This is a genomic window from Streptomyces sp. NPDC018045, assembly GCF_044327445.1.
GTDB lineage: Bacteria > Actinomycetota > Actinomycetes > Streptomycetales > Streptomycetaceae > Streptomyces.
Genome location: NZ_JBIRFL010000007.1, coordinates 260,795 through 276,110 on the forward strand (window position 1 = coordinate 260,795; position 15,316 = coordinate 276,110).

The 15,316-nt window shown below is 71.8% G+C and carries 13 protein-coding genes; 4 read left to right on the forward strand and 9 right to left on the reverse strand.

Going from position 1 to position 15,316, the window contains the following annotated elements; translation table 11 throughout:
* Positions 1–206: 206 nt before the first annotated feature.
* The 6 genes from ACH4EB_RS19545 to ACH4EB_RS19570 all read right to left on the reverse strand — a co-directional run bounded on the left by ACH4EB_RS19545 (position 207) and on the right by ACH4EB_RS19570 (position 7,651).
* Positions 207–1,862, reverse strand: coding sequence for a DoxX family membrane protein (locus ACH4EB_RS19545; protein WP_398348782.1), 1,656 nt, complete (start codon positions 1,860–1,862; stop codon positions 207–209).
* 442 nt (positions 1,863–2,304) lie between these two features.
* On the reverse strand, positions 2,305–3,261 hold the full coding sequence (gene rlmB / locus ACH4EB_RS19550; RefSeq protein ID WP_398348783.1) for a 23S rRNA (guanosine(2251)-2'-O)-methyltransferase RlmB: 957 nt from the start codon (positions 3,259–3,261) through the stop codon (positions 2,305–2,307).
* A gap of 380 nt (positions 3,262–3,641) precedes the next feature.
* Positions 3,642–5,036: a cysteine--tRNA ligase gene (gene cysS, locus ACH4EB_RS19555; protein WP_398348784.1), complete on the reverse strand. Its 1,395-nt coding sequence runs from the start codon at positions 5,034–5,036 to the stop codon at positions 3,642–3,644.
* Between the two features lie 435 nt (positions 5,037–5,471).
* Positions 5,472–5,972, reverse strand: a complete 501-nt coding sequence (gene ispF / locus ACH4EB_RS19560) for a 2-C-methyl-D-erythritol 2,4-cyclodiphosphate synthase (RefSeq protein ID WP_398348870.1) — start codon at positions 5,970–5,972, stop codon at positions 5,472–5,474.
* The gene (gene ispD, locus ACH4EB_RS19565) at positions 5,965–6,750 is read right to left on the reverse strand and encodes a 2-C-methyl-D-erythritol 4-phosphate cytidylyltransferase (protein ID WP_398348785.1); all 786 of its coding nucleotides are present in this window, start codon (positions 6,748–6,750) and stop codon (positions 5,965–5,967) included. The genes ispF and ispD overlap by 8 nt, the downstream gene beginning before the upstream one ends.
* 418 nt (positions 6,751–7,168) lie before the next feature.
* Positions 7,169–7,651: a CarD family transcriptional regulator gene (locus ACH4EB_RS19570; protein WP_003953493.1), complete on the reverse strand. Its 483-nt coding sequence runs from the start codon at positions 7,649–7,651 to the stop codon at positions 7,169–7,171.
* Between the two features lie 794 nt (positions 7,652–8,445).
* On the opposite strand from ACH4EB_RS19570, the gene ACH4EB_RS19575 reads away from it, so the two are divergent.
* A complete protein-coding gene (locus ACH4EB_RS19575) occupies positions 8,446–9,114 on the forward strand; it encodes a DUF461 domain-containing protein (protein WP_398348786.1) in 669 nt (222 codons plus the stop codon).
* Between the two features lie 442 nt (positions 9,115–9,556).
* Here the strand turns inward: ACH4EB_RS19575 and ACH4EB_RS19580 are convergent, their stop codons facing one another.
* Both ACH4EB_RS19580 and ACH4EB_RS19585 read right to left on the reverse strand, forming a co-directional pair.
* Positions 9,557–10,237, reverse strand: a complete 681-nt coding sequence (locus ACH4EB_RS19580) for a response regulator transcription factor (RefSeq protein ID WP_018540121.1) — start codon at positions 10,235–10,237, stop codon at positions 9,557–9,559.
* Positions 10,234–11,538: a sensor histidine kinase gene (locus ACH4EB_RS19585; protein ID WP_398348787.1), complete on the reverse strand. Its 1,305-nt coding sequence runs from the start codon at positions 11,536–11,538 to the stop codon at positions 10,234–10,236. The genes ACH4EB_RS19580 and ACH4EB_RS19585 overlap by 4 nt, the downstream gene beginning before the upstream one ends.
* 235 nt (positions 11,539–11,773) lie before the next feature.
* Between ACH4EB_RS19585 and phoU the strand changes: the two genes are divergently transcribed.
* Both phoU and ACH4EB_RS19595 read left to right on the forward strand, forming a co-directional pair.
* A complete protein-coding gene (phoU, locus tag ACH4EB_RS19590) occupies positions 11,774–12,451 on the forward strand; it encodes a phosphate signaling complex protein PhoU (RefSeq protein WP_398348788.1) in 678 nt (225 codons plus the stop codon).
* 154 nt (positions 12,452–12,605) lie between these two features.
* The gene (locus ACH4EB_RS19595) at positions 12,606–12,734 is read left to right on the forward strand and encodes a hypothetical protein (protein WP_398348789.1); all 129 of its coding nucleotides are present in this window, start codon (positions 12,606–12,608) and stop codon (positions 12,732–12,734) included.
* Positions 12,735–12,908: 174 nt separating this feature from the next.
* Here the strand turns inward: ACH4EB_RS19595 and ACH4EB_RS19600 are convergent, their stop codons facing one another.
* Positions 12,909–13,670 carry a phosphoglyceromutase gene (locus tag ACH4EB_RS19600; protein ID WP_398348790.1) on the reverse strand — a complete coding sequence of 254 codons (762 nt, stop codon included), beginning with the start codon at positions 13,668–13,670 and terminating at the stop codon, positions 12,909–12,911.
* 221 nt (positions 13,671–13,891) lie between these two features.
* On the opposite strand from ACH4EB_RS19600, the gene ACH4EB_RS19605 reads away from it, so the two are divergent.
* Positions 13,892–15,145, forward strand: a complete 1,254-nt coding sequence (locus ACH4EB_RS19605) for an alpha/beta hydrolase family protein (RefSeq protein ID WP_398348871.1) — start codon at positions 13,892–13,894, stop codon at positions 15,143–15,145.
* Positions 15,146–15,316 lie beyond the last annotated feature (171 nt).

The following is a 15,316-nucleotide window of genomic DNA, read 5'->3' on the forward strand; positions in this document are numbered from 1 at the left end:
CGCCGGCCACGCCCCCAACAACGAACCGCCCCCGCGGCCGATGCCGTGAGGGCGGTTCGTTGGTCTGCATTCAGGGTGTGGCCGCGGTGTGCAGTCCGCAGGGGCTGAGGCGGGGTTCAAAGGTATGCGAGCGGCCAGGAGGGACCGGGCCGGGTCATGGACCGGCAAGGCCCCAGGAGCCCCGTAGAGCTCCTGGGGCCCACCCCTCACCCCAGCAACCCGCCCAGCGTCCCCCCGCGTCCCCTGCCGCTGCTGGAGCTGCTCGAACCGCTCTCGCTCGCGCCGCCGTTGGTGCCCCCGGCGGTGCCGCCGACGGACGGTGCCTGGGGGGTCGTCGCCGGGGCCCGGGTCGGTGCGGTCTGCCGGGGCGGCGCGCCGCTGGAAGAGCGGCCGGAGTCCTGCGCCGATCCGCTCACGCTGCCGGTGGCCCGTGCCGTGCCGGGAGCCGGGGCCGAGGGGGTCTTCGGCTTCGGGGAACCCGCCTTGCGCGAGGCGCCGGCCGACGGCTTGCCGGAGTGCTTCGGCGCCTTGCCGGGGTGCCCGGGGCCGTGCTGCGCCTTCGGGCCGCCGGGCTGTGACTGCTGCGGCAGCGGTGAGCCGGGGAGGTTGTTCGTCGCGGGCTCGCCGGGCTCCGGTACGGAGGGCACCGAGGCGGACCGTACGGCCCCGCCCAGCAGCGACCCGACCAGCAGCGTCAGCCCGGCGACCACGGCCGTCAGGACGGCACCGCGGCGCAGTACCCGGCGCCGCAGGTCCCACAGCTCGACGCGCGGGCCCAGCCGTCGCCATGCCTCGCCGGCGAGCCGGGCGTCCATCGAGTAGACCGGCGCGCCCGCGATGACCAGCGGGCTCCAGGCGGCGAGGTAGATGATGTCGGGCGCGTCGTAGACCGGTACGGTGCGCCAACTGACCGTCATCAGGAGGGCCGCGGAGAGCAGCGCGCCGAACGAGGCGGCGACCCGCTGCCACAGTCCGCACATGGTCAGCACGCCGACCACGACCTGGAGGAAGGCCACGGTCAGACCGGCCCCCACGGGGTGCGAGAGGGCGAAGTCGCGCAGCGGCGCGACGAGCGACCACGGGTGCAGCGACTGGAGCCACTTGACCATCGAGCCGCGTTCGCCGCCGTCGAAGTAGACGGGGTCGCAGAGCTTGCCCATGCCCGCGTACACGGTGATGAAGCCGAGGAAGACGCGCAACGGCAGCAGTACGACACCGAGGTTCATCCGGCGCCCCGGGTAGTACGCGTGCCGGATCGTGTCGCCGCCGCGCCGGCCGGCCCCGTCGCCGTACCGCTCGTACGCCGCCATCTCCTCGTCCGAGTACGGCGGCGCGTCGTCGTAGTGGTCGTAGGCGCCGGTGGTCGGCCGCACGCCCTTGAGCAGGGTGGTGTCCGCGTCCACGGGGCCGCGCTGGCCGACGACGGTCGAGGCCGGGCCGTCGGAGCCCGCGCCCGTGCGGGGCGGCTCCTCGTCGATCCGGACCCGGGGCAGGACCTGGGTCGTGGTGCCGATGTCGTCGCTCCGGTCGGCGGTGACCGTGGTCCGGCCCGAATTCCGCACGGCACGCAGAAGTTGGCTGGTGGCGGCGGTGGTGCCGCCCGGTTCGGTGCGGCCGCTCCACACCACGGGTGCGCGGCGTCTGCCGCCCGCCGGCTCCCGGACCACGGGGATGCGCGCGGTGTCGGCCATGGCGCTGCTGCTCGCGGCGGGCGCGGCGAGCTGCACGCGGAAGCTGGCGTGATTGACAATGACCTGCGCGGGATCGCACGGCACCTTGACCGAGCTCAGCACCGGCTCGTCATCGAAGCCCGGCGAGCGTCCCCCCGTAGGCGTGCGGGGTGTTCTGGTGTCCACGCTCATCTAACCGAGTGACCCGCGTTTAAGACACTGCCTTGACCGCCCCGATCTGTCCGAGGCCCGTCAAGGGAACGCGGGAGCACCGCCGGTTCTCCGGGTGACCTCCGCAGGGCCGCCCCGATGCCCCGGCGGCACGGTTCCCGCCCGCGCCGCCGAACAGCCTTCCGGATGACCATTCGCACGCCTGTACGGCTGGAGAGGCGGGCGGTTTCGGTGGATGAGGGCGGCGGCCACGAAAGGGAAGACGGGTCGTCCGGTAGCGAGGAGAACCCGGTACGGAGGGGCGGGAGCGTGCGCGCGGCACGAGGCTCCCGCCCGCGCGCCCTCACTACCCCGTCGCCTCGTCCTCGCCCGCCCCCCGAGCCGCGCGGAGCCACGCAGCCCTCGGCGGCTCGCCACGCCACGCCTCACCGGCACCGGCACCGTCCTCGGCGACGGCGACGACTCACGCGCGCCGCCGCGCCGCCTCCCACAGCACCACGCCCGCCGCGACACCCGCGTTCAGCGACTCCGCGCCGCCCGGCATGGGGATCCGTACGCGGACGTCGCAGGTCTCGCCGACCAGCCGCGACAGGCCCTTGCCCTCGCTGCCCACGACGATGACGACCGGGCCGTCCAGCGCCGCCAGGTCCTGAAGCTCCATCTCGCCGTCCGCCGCCAGGCCCACGACGGTCATGCCCGCCTTCTGGTAGCCCTCCAGGGCGCGCGTCAGATTCGTGGCACGGGCGACCGGCGTACGGGCCGCCGTGCCCGCCGAGGTCTTCCACGCGCCGGCCGTCATACCGGCGGCACGCCGCTCCGGCACGACCACACCGTGGCCGCCGAACGCGGCGACCGAGCGCACCACGGCGCCGAGGTTGCGCGGGTCGGTGACGCCGTCGAGCGCGACGATCAGCGGGTCCTCGCCGTCGTCGAAGGCGGCGGCCGCGAGGTCCTCCGGGTGCGCGTACTCGTACGGCGGCACCTGGAGCACCAGGCCCTGGTGGTTGAGCCCGTTGGTGATGCGGTCGAGCTCGGGGCGCGGCGCCTCCATCAGGTTGATGTTGCCGCGGTCGGCGGCGAGCTGCAGCGCCTCGCGCACCCGCTCGTCGTTCTCGATGAACTGCTGCACGTACAGCGTCGTCGCGGGCACGCCGTCGCGCAGCGCCTCGAAGACCGGGTTACGGCCGACGACCAGCTCCGAGGTGCCCTTGGCGCCACCGCGCCGCGGGGCCGGGCGCCGGTTGGCCGCCTGCTTGGTCTTGGCGTTGGCGATGCGGTTCTTCACATGCCCCTTGCGTGCGGACGCGGGCGGGGTCGGGCCCTTGCCTTCCAGGCCCCGGCGCCGCTGGCCACCGCTGCCGACCTGCATACCCTTCTTGTTGGACGTGCGGCGGTTCCTGCGCTGGCTGTTGCCGGCCATGGGTCACCTGTCTCTTCACTGCTCTCGACGTCTCGCGACGTGGAGTGGATACGTACGTACGGATGGGTGTGCCCGGTGCACGCTCGGTGCGTGCCTCAGGCAGATGATGCGTGTCTGCTAGAAGTGTCGCCCGGAGGCGGCCGGTACGGCCAACCGGCACCCGCCGGTACGCGCACCGGGAGCCCGATCGGCCGACGGTCCCGTCCGGAACGACGGCCTTCGACCGGCTGCCCTGCCTCGCCCGACGGCCCGCCTCGCCGCCCCGACCTGCCGGTATTCAGTACGAGCCCGGCAGAGCGGGGGCCGGCAGGGCGGGAACCGGCTGGACAGGAACCGGCAGGTCCGCCGGCGGGTCCGGCACCGGCGGTCCAGGGCCCGGCTCAGGACAGTGACCACCGCGGGCCCGAAGGCGTGTCCTCGATGGCCAGTCCGGACTGCTGGAGCTGGTCGCGGATGGCGTCGGCGGTCGCGTAGTCCTTGCGGGTGCGGGCCGCCTGGCGCTGCTCCAGGACCAGCCGGACCAGCGAGTCGACGACGCCGTGCAGGTCCTCGCCGCGGTCCGTGCCGCCGCCCGACCACTTCTCGTCCAGCGGGTCCAGGCCCAGCACGCCGAGCATGGCGCGTACCTCCGCCAGGCGGGCGACGGCGGATTCCTTGTCGTCGGCCGTCAGCGCGGAGTTCCCCTGGCGGACGGTGGTGTGCACGATGGCGAGCGCCTGCGGTACGCCGAGGTCGTCGTCCATCGCCTCGGCGAAGGCCGGCGGCACCTCGGCGGCGGGCTCCACGGGACCGGCCTTCTCCACCACGCGCTGGATGAAGCCCTCGATCCGCGCGAACGCGGACTCGGCCTCGCGCAGCGCCTCCTCGCTGTACTCGATCATCGAGCGGTAGTGCGGGGTGCCCAGGTAGTAGCGCAGCACGATCGGGCGCCAGCGCTTGAGCATCTCGGAGACCAGCACCGAGTTGCCCAGGGACTTCGCCATCTTCTCGCCGCTGATGGTCACCCACGCGTTGTGGCACCAGTACGTGGCGAAGTCGTCGCCGTACGCCTTGGCCTGCGCGATCTCGTTCTCGTGGTGCGGGAAGACCAGGTCGACGCCGCCGCCGTGGATGTCAAAGGCGGCGCCCAGGTATTTGTGCGCCATGGCCGAGCACTCCAGGTGCCAGCCGGGGCGGCCGCGGCCCCACGGGGTCTCCCAGCTCGGCTCGCCCGGCTTCGCCGCCTTCCACATGGCGAAGTCGCGCGGGTCGCGCTTGCCGGTCTCGTTCTCGCCGGAGGGCTGGAGGAGGTTGTCCAGCTCCTGGTTGGACAGCTCCAGGTAGGCCGGGAAGGAGCGCACGTCGAAGTAGACGTTGCCGTCCGCGGCGTAGGCGTGGCCGCGGTCGATCAGGCCCCGCATCATCTCGATCATCTCGGGGATGTGACCGGTCGCGCGCGGCTCGTAGGTGGGACGCAGGCAGCCGAGCGTGTCGTAGGCCGTGTTGAAGGCGACCTCGTTCTCGTAACCGATGGCCCACCACGGGCGGCCCTGGTCGGCGGCCTTCGTGATGATCTTGTCGTCGATGTCCGTCACGTTCCGGATGAACGTCACGTCGTAGCCGCGGTGCAGGAACCAGCGGCGCATGATGTCGAAGTTCAGTCCCGACCGGATGTGCCCGATGTGCGGGGCGGCCTGTACGGTCGCGCCGCACAGGTAGATCGAGACACAGCCCGGCGTGAGCGGGGTGAAATCGCGAGTCTGCCGGGCGCTTGTGTCGTACAGCCGAATAGTCACGCATCAAGGGTAGTCCGAACCGGACAGTGCCCCGCGACCCCCGGGGCCACGGACACAGAAGCGTGATATTTCCCCCGGGCGGCCGCGATGCGCGCAAGCCCCGCGACGGGCCGCCGGGCGGCTCTTGAAGGGCTCGGGCGGCACGGCGGGCGCGACCGGCCCTTCCGGCGCGGCCGGTCCTTCGGATGTGGTGGGCACGGCAGCTCCTTCCGGCGCGGGCACGGGGCCGCCTCGACCGGCACGGGTGCCCCTGTCACCCTGCTCAACTCCCGTACGCGGCAAGGAGTTCCCGCGCCCCACGCCGCCCGCTCCAAGCCACCGGCCCCGGCCACAGACCGACCAACCGGAGACCACCCGGAGACCACCCGGAGATCAACCGGAGCCCACTGTCCCGGAACAGCCGCCCCGACAGCCCCCGGCAACCGGGCCCGGCCCCTACCGGACGGGTATCACCAATGCCGTAGCCACCGCCGCCAGCCCCTCCGCCCGGCCCGTCAGGCCCAGGCCGTCCGATGTCGTGCCGGACACCGAGACCGGGGCGCCGGCCGCCTCCGACAGGACCTTCTGGGCCTCGGCGCGCCGCTTGCCGACCTTCGGGCGGACGCCGATGACCTGCACCGCGATGTTGCCGATCACGAAGCCCTCGGTCCGTACGATGCGGGCTGCCTCGGACAGCAGCGTCAGCCCGGAGGCGCCGGAGTACTCCGGGCGGCTGGTGCCGAAGTGCGCGCCGAGGTCGCCGACGCCTGCGGCCGAGAAGAGCGCGTCACAGGCCGCGTGCGCGGCGACGTCGCCGTCACTGTGCCCGGCGAGGCCGTACCCGTCGCTCTCCGCGTCGTCCCAGAGCAGGCCGGCGACCCTAAGTTCGCGGCCCTTCTCGAAGGCGTGCACGTCGGTGCCGATGCCCACCAGGGGCACCATCTGCGGCTCATACATACCCATCGGTGGCCCTCCTGCGGGCGAGTACGGCTTCGGCGAGGACCAGGTCCAGCGGTCGGGTCACCTTGAACGCTTCTTCGTGTCCGGGCACCAGCACGACGGGGGCGCCGAGCTGCTCGACCATCCCGGCGTCGTCGGTCGCGCCGTCACCCTGGAGGGCGACGGTCTCGTGCGCCTTGACCAGAGTCGCCCGATCGAAGCCTTGCGGCGTCTGTACGGCGCGCAGCCGGGCACGCTCCGGTGTGCCCACCACGGGCTCCGGCTCGCCGGCCCGCTCGCCGGTGCGCGGCTCGACCTGCTTGACGGTGTCCGCGAGCGGCAGCGCCGGGACCACGGCCGGGGCGCCGTCCCGTACGGCGGCGACCACCGAGTCCACCGTGTCGGCGGGCACCAGGGGCCGGGCGGCGTCGTGCACCAGCACCACGTCGATGGCCTCGGGCAGCGCCTCCAGGCCACGGCGGACGGACTCCTGGCGGGTCTCGCCGCCGGGGACGACCAGCAGGTCGGTGCGTTCGGGCAGCGGGTACTGGTCCAGCAGGTTGCGGACCTCGGTGGCGCCGTCCGGCGGGGCGACGACCACGACGACGGAGACGGCGCGGGAGGCGGCCATCGCGCGGACGGCGTGGACGAGCATGGGAGTGCCACCCAGCGCACGGAGTGCCTTGGGGGCGCCCGGGCCCAGCCGTACGCCGCGTCCGGCGGCCGGAATCACGGCCGCGGTACGGAGCCGGGGCGGGCCGGAGGGGTTGGCGGAATCTGGGGATACGTCTGACATCGGTCGCTCCGAAGCCCGGGGAGACCCCGGAATTAGCGCAGACAGGTTTGTTTCCTGAGCCGACATGGGTATGGCCGCAGTGTGCCGGGCGCGACGCCCCGATCCGGACCCTTCCGTGACACCGGTCGGGACAGATGCCCGGGCCCGGCACGCCACAGGCGGGCGCGACGGCGGATCTTTTCGGGGACGAGCACGGGGGCGGTCACCACGGGGAACGATCACAAGGTTCGGTAGTGGTACGCGGCTTCCGCACGTGTGCCTGCGCACGAGCGTGCGCCGTACACGTGTCGTGCGGGCACCGCGCGCAAATCGTGCAGGCACATCGGACATGTCGCCGCAGATATGCCGCAGCGCCCGGCAACTGACCGCTCCTGGCCGGAGTCGGCCGCCACTCGGGCGCCGCGGCATTCGTACGTCGTCAGGACGCGAGGACCTCGTCCAGCAGAGCCTCGGCCTTGTCCTCGTTGGTGTTCTCCGCGAGGGCGAGTTCGCTCACCAGGATCTGGCGGGCCTTGGCGAGCATGCGCTTCTCACCGGCGGAGAGGCCGCGCTCCCGCTCACGGCGCCACAGGTCTCGCACGACCTCGGCGACCTTGATCACGTCACCCGAGGCGAGCTTCTCCAGATTTGCCTTGTAACGACGGGACCAGTTCGTCGGCTCTTCGGCATACGGTGCGCGCAGCACCTCGAAGACCCGGTCCAGCCCGTCCTGGCCGACCACATCGCGTACGCCGACGAACTCCGCATTGTCCGCTGGCACACGAACAGTCAAGTCGCCCTGGGCGACCTTCAGCACCAAGTAGGTCTTGTCCACGCCTTTGATCTGGCGAGTTTCGATGGCCTCGATCAGCGCGGCCCCGTGATGGGGATAGACCACGGTGTCGCCAACCTTGAACGTCATGTGACAGGTACCCCTTCCGTGGCTATCCATGCTAACACGGGAACGGGCCGTTCTGAATGGCGTTTTCGCAGGTCAGGGCATATCTCGGGGCTTGACAACAGCGGCCGGATCGTGCTTCGACAGCCCTCCGGGTGCAGGAATTCGCAGGTCGGAGGGGCTTCGCGCGCAGCCTGAAACGCGTACGTCACACGCCCGGAAGCACCCGAAGCGGTGACCTTACGTCCTGTTTTGCCGGAATCCGGATGCCACAGTTCCGCTACTCCGTTCGGTTCCGGAGAGCAAGTGTCCACCGTTTCATGAATTGATCACCGGGTGATCGCCTCGCGAACACCGTACGGCCGTCGCGCGTCGGCCGCCACACGTGATCAATTCCGGGAAGCCGGCGCATTCCCTGCGAATGCCGATTTACCTCCGGGGAAACCGGCCGGGCTTCACCCGAACAGCCGCTTGCCGGATATTCGGGTTTCTTCCAGGAGCCCGGTCATGATCTTCCGCGGTGCGGGTCCGGGAACTTCCGTGCCGGCGGATGAAGTGCGGCAATCGGACGTACGGCGACGGACCGCCGCGGCCCGTCAGGACCGGCCGGAGCGGGATGTGAGGAGGGTGTGATCGTCCTGGGGGCGGGTCGGGTGCGGCGGCCCGGGGACGGCTCGGTAACCTAGCGGCGCTGACACACCCTTAGGGCGGCTTTACGCGGATGCCGGTACGGCGACCGCGCACGGCCGCCCAGCCGCCCATCCGCGACCGGGCTCGAAGTTCGGCCGCCGTAGTTCGTCCAAGGAGATGCCGCCGCCGTGAGCCGCAGCCTTCGACGCGGCGTCCTCGCCGCCACCGTTCTCACGCTCTCGATCGCCACGCTCTCCGCGTGCGGAGCCGGGAACGACGCCCAGACGCTCCAGGTCAAGCCGGACCACGCCGCAACCAGCGTCGGCGACCTCAAGATCCAGAACGCCGCCGTCGTCACCCAGCCCGACCCGGAGGCCCAGGGCCCGGCCGTGGTGACCGCGACCGTCTTCAACAACGGCAGCAAGGACCAGACGCTGGAGTCCATCAAGGTCAACGGTACGAACAAGGAAGCCAAGCTGGCGCCCGCCAAGGGCTCCGGACCGATCGTGGTCCCGGCCGGCGGTTCGGTCGTGATCGGCGGCAAGGACAACGCGTCCGCCGTACTGGACAGCGGCCGCGAGTCCGTGAAGAACGGCGACGCGCAGTCCGTGACCTTCGACTTCAGCGCCGCCGGCAAGGTCACCCTGCGGGCGTTCGTCGTCCCGGCCAAGAGCTACTTCAAGGACTACGGCCCGAGCGAGGTGCCGTCGCCGTCCGGCTCGGCCCGCCCGTCCGGCAGCCCCTCCGCGCCGTCCGGCAGCCCGTCGGCGACGGCCACGCCGAGCGGCACGGCCGGTGCCGGCGCCAGCGGCACGCCGAACAGCGGCACGCCGCAGTCGCCCGAGGCGGGCCGCTGACGCCCGTAGCGGCGCAGCAGAGCACCAGCGCAGCACCACCGTGAGCGCCGTGCGGAGGACCGGAGTGATCCGGCCGCACGGCGCTCACGCATGCCATGTCGTCGGTGTGGACCGCGCCGTCGGCGTACACCGCGTCGCTCGCGTATGCCGGTCCGGCCGACGGCTTGGGCCCCGCCGGCCGGACCGGCGCCATGCACCGGCCGGGCCGACGGGGCCCGGTGGCTCGTAAGCCGCGCCCCGTACGCCGTACGCCCGCCTCGCAGGCCGTACGGCGCAACGGCGCGCTCTCGTACGGCACGCACCTCGCACCGCTCGCCCTCCGGTGCCTATGCGCCCAGGCGTCGGCACCTGCCACGGATCGGCGGCTTGGCCGTACGGCTCACGGCCCGAGGAACGCGGATCACGGATCACGGATCACGGCTCAAGGGGCACGGCATACGGCTTACGGCTCGAACTTGTACCCCAGGCCACGGACCGTGACCAGGTACCGCGGCGCGCCCGGGTCCGGTTCGATCTTGGCGCGCAGGCGCTTCACGTGGACGTCCAGCGTTTTGGTGTCCCCCACGTAGTCGGCGCCCCAGACCCGGTCGATCAACTGCATACGGGTCAGGACCCGGCCCGCGTTGCGCAGCAGCATCTCCAGGAGGTCGAACTCCTTCAGCGGCAGGTCGACCTTGCCGCCGGAGACCGTGACGACGTGTCGGTCCACGTCCATCCGGACCGGGCCGGCCTCCAGGGCCTGCGGCGTGACCTCCTCGGGCTCCCCGCGGCGGCGCAGCACCGCGCGGATCCGGGCGACCAGCTCGCGGGAGGAGAAGGGCTTGGTGACGTAATCGTCGGCTCCTATTTCCAGGCCGACCACCTTGTCGATCTCGCTGTCCTTGGCGGTCACCATGATGACCGGGACGTTGGAGCGGCCGCGTAGCTGACGGCAGACCTCGGTGCCGGGCAGGCCCGGCAGCATCAGGTCCAGCAGGACCAGGTCGGCGCCGTTGCGCTCGAACTCGTCCAGGCCGTCGGGGCCGGTGGCCGCGACGGCGACCTCGAAGCCCTCCTTGCGGAGCATGTACGACAGGGCGTCACTGAACGATTCCTCGTCCTCGACGACGAGCACTCGGGTCACGGAAGGACCTCCGGGGCAGGGTGAGCAGGGAGCGGATCGTTGAAGGTCTCGTACGGGCGGTCCTCGTCGTCGAGGCCCTCCGCCGATGAGCCGGAGCCGGTACGCGCGCGGTCGCGCACGGCACCCGCCTCCGGGAGACGCAGGGTGAAGGTGGAGCCCTGTCCCTCAGCGCTCCATACCGTGACCTCCCCGCCGTGCGAGGCGGCCACGTGTTTGACGATGGCGAGGCCGAGGCCGGTCCCGCCGGTGGCGCGCGAGCGCGCCGGGTCCACGCGGTAGAACCGCTCGAAGACGCGGTCCCGGTCCTTCTCCGATATCCCGATGCCCTGGTCGGTCACCGCGATCTCGATCAGTGCCCCCGTGCCGAAAGCCTGGGAGGTACCCCCGCCACCATGTGCCGGGACACGGCGGCCCGCGATGCCGACCCGGGTACGGGCCGGTGAGTAGTTGACGGCGTTCTCGACGAGGTTGCCGAGGGCGGCGGCGAGCTGGCCGCGGTTGCCCCAGACGTGCAGGTCGGCGGTGCCGGCGGCGGCCATGGTGATCTGTTTGCTGCCCGCCTGCTGGCGGCAGCGGTCGATCGCCTCCGCGACCAGCTCGTCCACCCGGACCGGCTCGGCGTCCTCCAGCGGGTCGTCGTTCTGCACCCGGGAGAGGTCGATGAGCTCCTGGACGAGGTTGGTCAGGCGGGTCGCCTCGTTCTGCATACGGCCGGCGAAGCGCTCGACCGCCTCGGGGTCGTCGCTGGCGTCCATGACGGCCTCGGACAGCAGGGACAGGGCGCCGACCGGGGTCTTCAGCTCATGGCTGACGTTGGCGACGAAGTCGCGCCGTACCGCTTCTATGCGCCGGGCCTCGGTCAGGTCCTCGACCAGCAGCAGGACCAGCCGCGAGCCGAGGGGCGCGACCCGGGCCGAGACCGCCAGGGCGTCGCCGCCCCGGCCCGTCCCCCGGCGCGGCAGGTCCAGCTCGACCTGGCGTATCTCGCCGTCGCGGCGGGTGTCGCGGGCCATCTGGAGCATCGGCTCGACGGCCAGCTTCCCGCCGCGCACCAAGCCCAGCGCGTACGCGGCCGAGCTGGCCTTGACCACGGCGTCGGCCTCGTCCAGGACGACGGCCGAGGAGCGCAGCACCGACAGGACCGTGTCCACGCCGGGCGGCAGGACGGCGTCGGTGTGCAGGGACGTACGCGTGGGCTTGGCCTGCTCCCGCTCGCTCCAGCGGAACGCCAGCATGGCGAAGACGCCGGTGCACAGTCCGGCGATCGCTGCCACTGCGGCAACGGCCGCGTCCACGTTCATGACTCCAGGTTATGCGTCGCCTGTGACACTTCCCCAGCCGTTCGAGGGCCTGCTCGAACATACGTCGCCCAGAGTTCACCTCGGTGTCGGCACTGGTTCATTCCGGAGGTCAGAACCGGTCGCGTTCCGGCCGGAACGTGGGAGCGTGGGGATTCCGGCCCCCACTCCGTCAAGCCGAATGGCACTTCACCACCCCGAGCGACACGTCACCACCCGAACCGAGAGAAGGTCACTGATGCGGGACGCGTACCACGAGGAGCTGGATTCGATCGGCGAGAGCCTCGTCGAGATGGCCAGGCTCGTCGGCTCCGCGATCGGGCGCGCCACCACGGCGATACTCGACGCGGACCTGAAGCTGGCCGAGGCCGTCATCGCCGCCGACGAGAAGGTCGACGACCTCCAGCGTGACCTGGAGGCCCGGGCGATAGCCCTGCTGGCGCGCCAGCAGCCGGTCGCCACCGACCTGCGGATCGTCGTCACCTCCCTGCGCATGAGCGCCGACCTGGAACGCTCCGGCGACCTGGCCCAGCACGTGGCCAAGCTGGCCCGGCTGCGCTTCCCGGACACGGCCGTGCCACGGGACCTGCACGCCACGATCCTGGAGATGGGCCAGTTGGCGCAGCGCCTGATGGCCAAGGCCGCCGAGGTCATCATCACCAAGGACGTCGACCTCGCCCTCCAGTTGGAACAGGACGACGACGCGATGGACCTCCTCCACCGCGCCCTTTTCCAGCACCTGATGGACGACCGCTGGAAGCACGGCATTGAGACGGCCGTGGACGTGACGCTGCTGGGCCGCTACTACGAGCGGTTCGCCGACCACGCCGTGTCGGTCGCCAAGCGCGTCGTCTACCTCGTCACCGGCGAGCACGCGGACGAGATCGCCCCGCCTGCCCCGGTGGAGGGCGCGTAGCAGCACCCGGCCGCGCACGGCACGGCACGTACGCCCCGGCCAGGAGCCGTACGGCGGCGCGCCGTGCCACCGCGCGCCGTTGATGCGCCTCGGCACGCGGGCATCCAATGGACAGCGGACGACATTCGGATGCCCTCTCCCGAGGAGGCAAGTCATGACGCGTTCCACTGCCCCCACCCCCACCGGCCATGAGCCCGGCCTGAGCGACTGCGCCTGCGGCCCCGGCTGCTCCTGCGGCTGCCAGTCCGGCGGCCCCTGCCAGTGCGGTGGCGGCTGCGGCTGAACCTCCGGCAGCGGTTGCGGCCCACTCCCGGCGGCCGCCAAGGCCGCACCGCAGCACACCCAAGGTCCCGCCCGGCAATCTGCCGGACGGGACCTTGACCTGCGTCGATACACGCTGAGACCCCACGCTGCCGACTCCGTGAAGAGCCGTGCGGGGGGGCTTACGCGTGCGGGCTTACTTCTTCTTGCCCTGGTTCTTCACGGCCTCGATGGCGGCCTTGGCGGCGTCCGGGTCGAGGTAGGTGCCGCCCGGGTTGACCGGGTGGAAGTCGGCGTCGAGTTCGTAGGAGAGCGGGATGCCGGTGGGGATGTTCAGGCCCGCGATGTCGGCGTCGGAGATGCCGTCGAGGTGCTTGACCAGGGCGCGGAGCGAGTTGCCGTGGGCGGCGACCAGGACGGTGCGGCCGGTGGCCAGGTCCGGGACGATGCTGTCGTACCAGTACGGCAGCATGCGGACGACGACGTCCTTGAGGCACTCGGTGCGCGGGCGCAGCTCGCTGGGGATGACCGCGTAGCGCGGGTCGTCGATCTGGGAGTACTCGGCGTCGTCCGCGAGGGCGGGCGGCGGGGTGTCGTACGAGCGGCGCCAGAGCATGAACTGCTCCTCGCCGAACTCGGCGAGGGTCTGGGCCTTGTCCTTGCCCTGGAGCGCTCCGTAGTGGCGCTCGTTCAGGCGCCAGCTACGGTGGACCGGGATCCAGTGCCGGTCGGCGGCCTCCAGGGCGAGCTGCGCGGTGCGGATGGCGCGCTTCTGGACGGAGGTGTGCACGACGTCGGGGAGCAGGCCGGCGTCCTTGAGCAGCTCACCGCCGCGGACCGCCTCCTTCTCGCCCTTCTCGTTCAGATTGACGTCCACCCAGCCGGTGAACAGGTTCTTCGCGTTCCACTCGCTCTCGCCGTGGCGAAGGAGGATCAGCTTGTACGGTGCGTCGGCCATGCCTTCGAGCGTAATCGACTTCCGGCCATGGGCTCGCCACGGCCCGCGCTCAGGGGCTGAGGGGGCGGCTGGGCAAGGGAGGCGGGGATCTTCGTGTGGGCCGGGACGGTGATGGGGGTGCCGGCACCATCGCGCGGCGCGGGCGGCTCCGGAAAGCTGGTCGGAGAGTCGGAGCGGGGAGAGACGGGATGACGACGACGTACACACGACGTGTCTGTGTGATGGCGGGGCTGGGGGCCGTGGGGGCGCTGTCCCTCGGGGCTCCGGCGGCCGCGGGAGGTGCGCGTGCCGAGGCCGGCGCCGGCGGCGGGGCCCCGGCGCGGATGACTCCGGTGCGGATGACGCTGCCGGCGCCGACCGGGCCGTATCAGGTCGGCATGACGAACCTGCACTTGGTGGACGGTGGGCGGCGCGACCCCTGGGTGGCGGACCGGCCCCACCGGGAGCTGATGGTGAGTGTGCGCTATCCGGCTAGGGCGGCGGGTGGGTATGCGCGGGCGCCGCAGATGTTGCCCGGGGAGGCGGCTGCGTTTGCGGATTGGAGCAACTTCTCGGAGGTCATTCCGGAGGGGACGGCCGACTGGGGGGCCACCCGTACGCATGCGTGGCTGGGCGCGCCGGTCGCGCAGCCAGGTCGGCGGGGCTTTCCGGTGGTTCTTTATTCGCCGGGTGCGGCGGATCCGCGCGCGCTCGGCAGCACGCTCTGCGACGAGTTGGCGTCCCGTGGGTACGTCGTCGTGAGCATCGACCACACGTATGAGGCGCCCGGGGTGCAGTTCCCGGGCGGGCGGGTCGAGTACAGCCGGATGCGGGAGGAGGCCGGGAAAGCGCAGCGCCCGGAGCAGGTCGTCGCGCTGCTGAAGAAGCTGACGGCGGTACGGGTGGCCGACACCCGTTTCGTGCTGGACGAGTTGGGGCGGTCGGTGATGCTGCCGCGGATGCTGAGAGGGGTGCTGGACTTGCGGGCGGTCGGGATGTTCGGGCACTCCGGTGGCGGGTTCACCGCGGCGCAGGCGATGCATGACGACCGTCGGATCAGGGCCGCGGTGAACATGGACGGCGTGATGGGCTACACCCAGCGGGACGACGATCCGGCCAACCCGTCCACGGTCGGCACGGACGGACTGGACCGCCCGCTGCTCCTCATGGGCAAGGAGGGCGACGATCACCACACGGTCGCGTCCTGGAAGGCGGTGTGGGAGCGCAGTTCGGGGTGGCACCTGGACCTCACCCTCACCGGTGCCGGGCACGCGAGCTTCACGGACGCGCAGTCGCTGGTCCCGCAGTTGGCCCGTGAGGCCGGGCTGCCGCGTGCGACCGTCGAGAAGCTGGTGGGTACGGTCGCGCCGGACCGCTCGGTGGCCGCGCAGCGGGCGTATGTGACGGCGTTCTTCGACCGGTGGCTGCGGGGGCGGGACAGCGGGTTGCTGGACGGGCCGTCCGCCCGCTTTCCCGAGGTGCGGTTCGTGTGGTGACGGGCCGAGGGGCCATCGCGGATGGTGACGGGCCCCAGGGAGCTGTCGCGGACGACGACGGGCCCCAAAAAGCTATCGCGGACGACGACGGGCCCTAGGGAGTCATCGCGGACGGTGACGAGCGCGAGGGGCTACCGATTACGGTGCCGGGCCCGAGGGCGCCACCGCGTA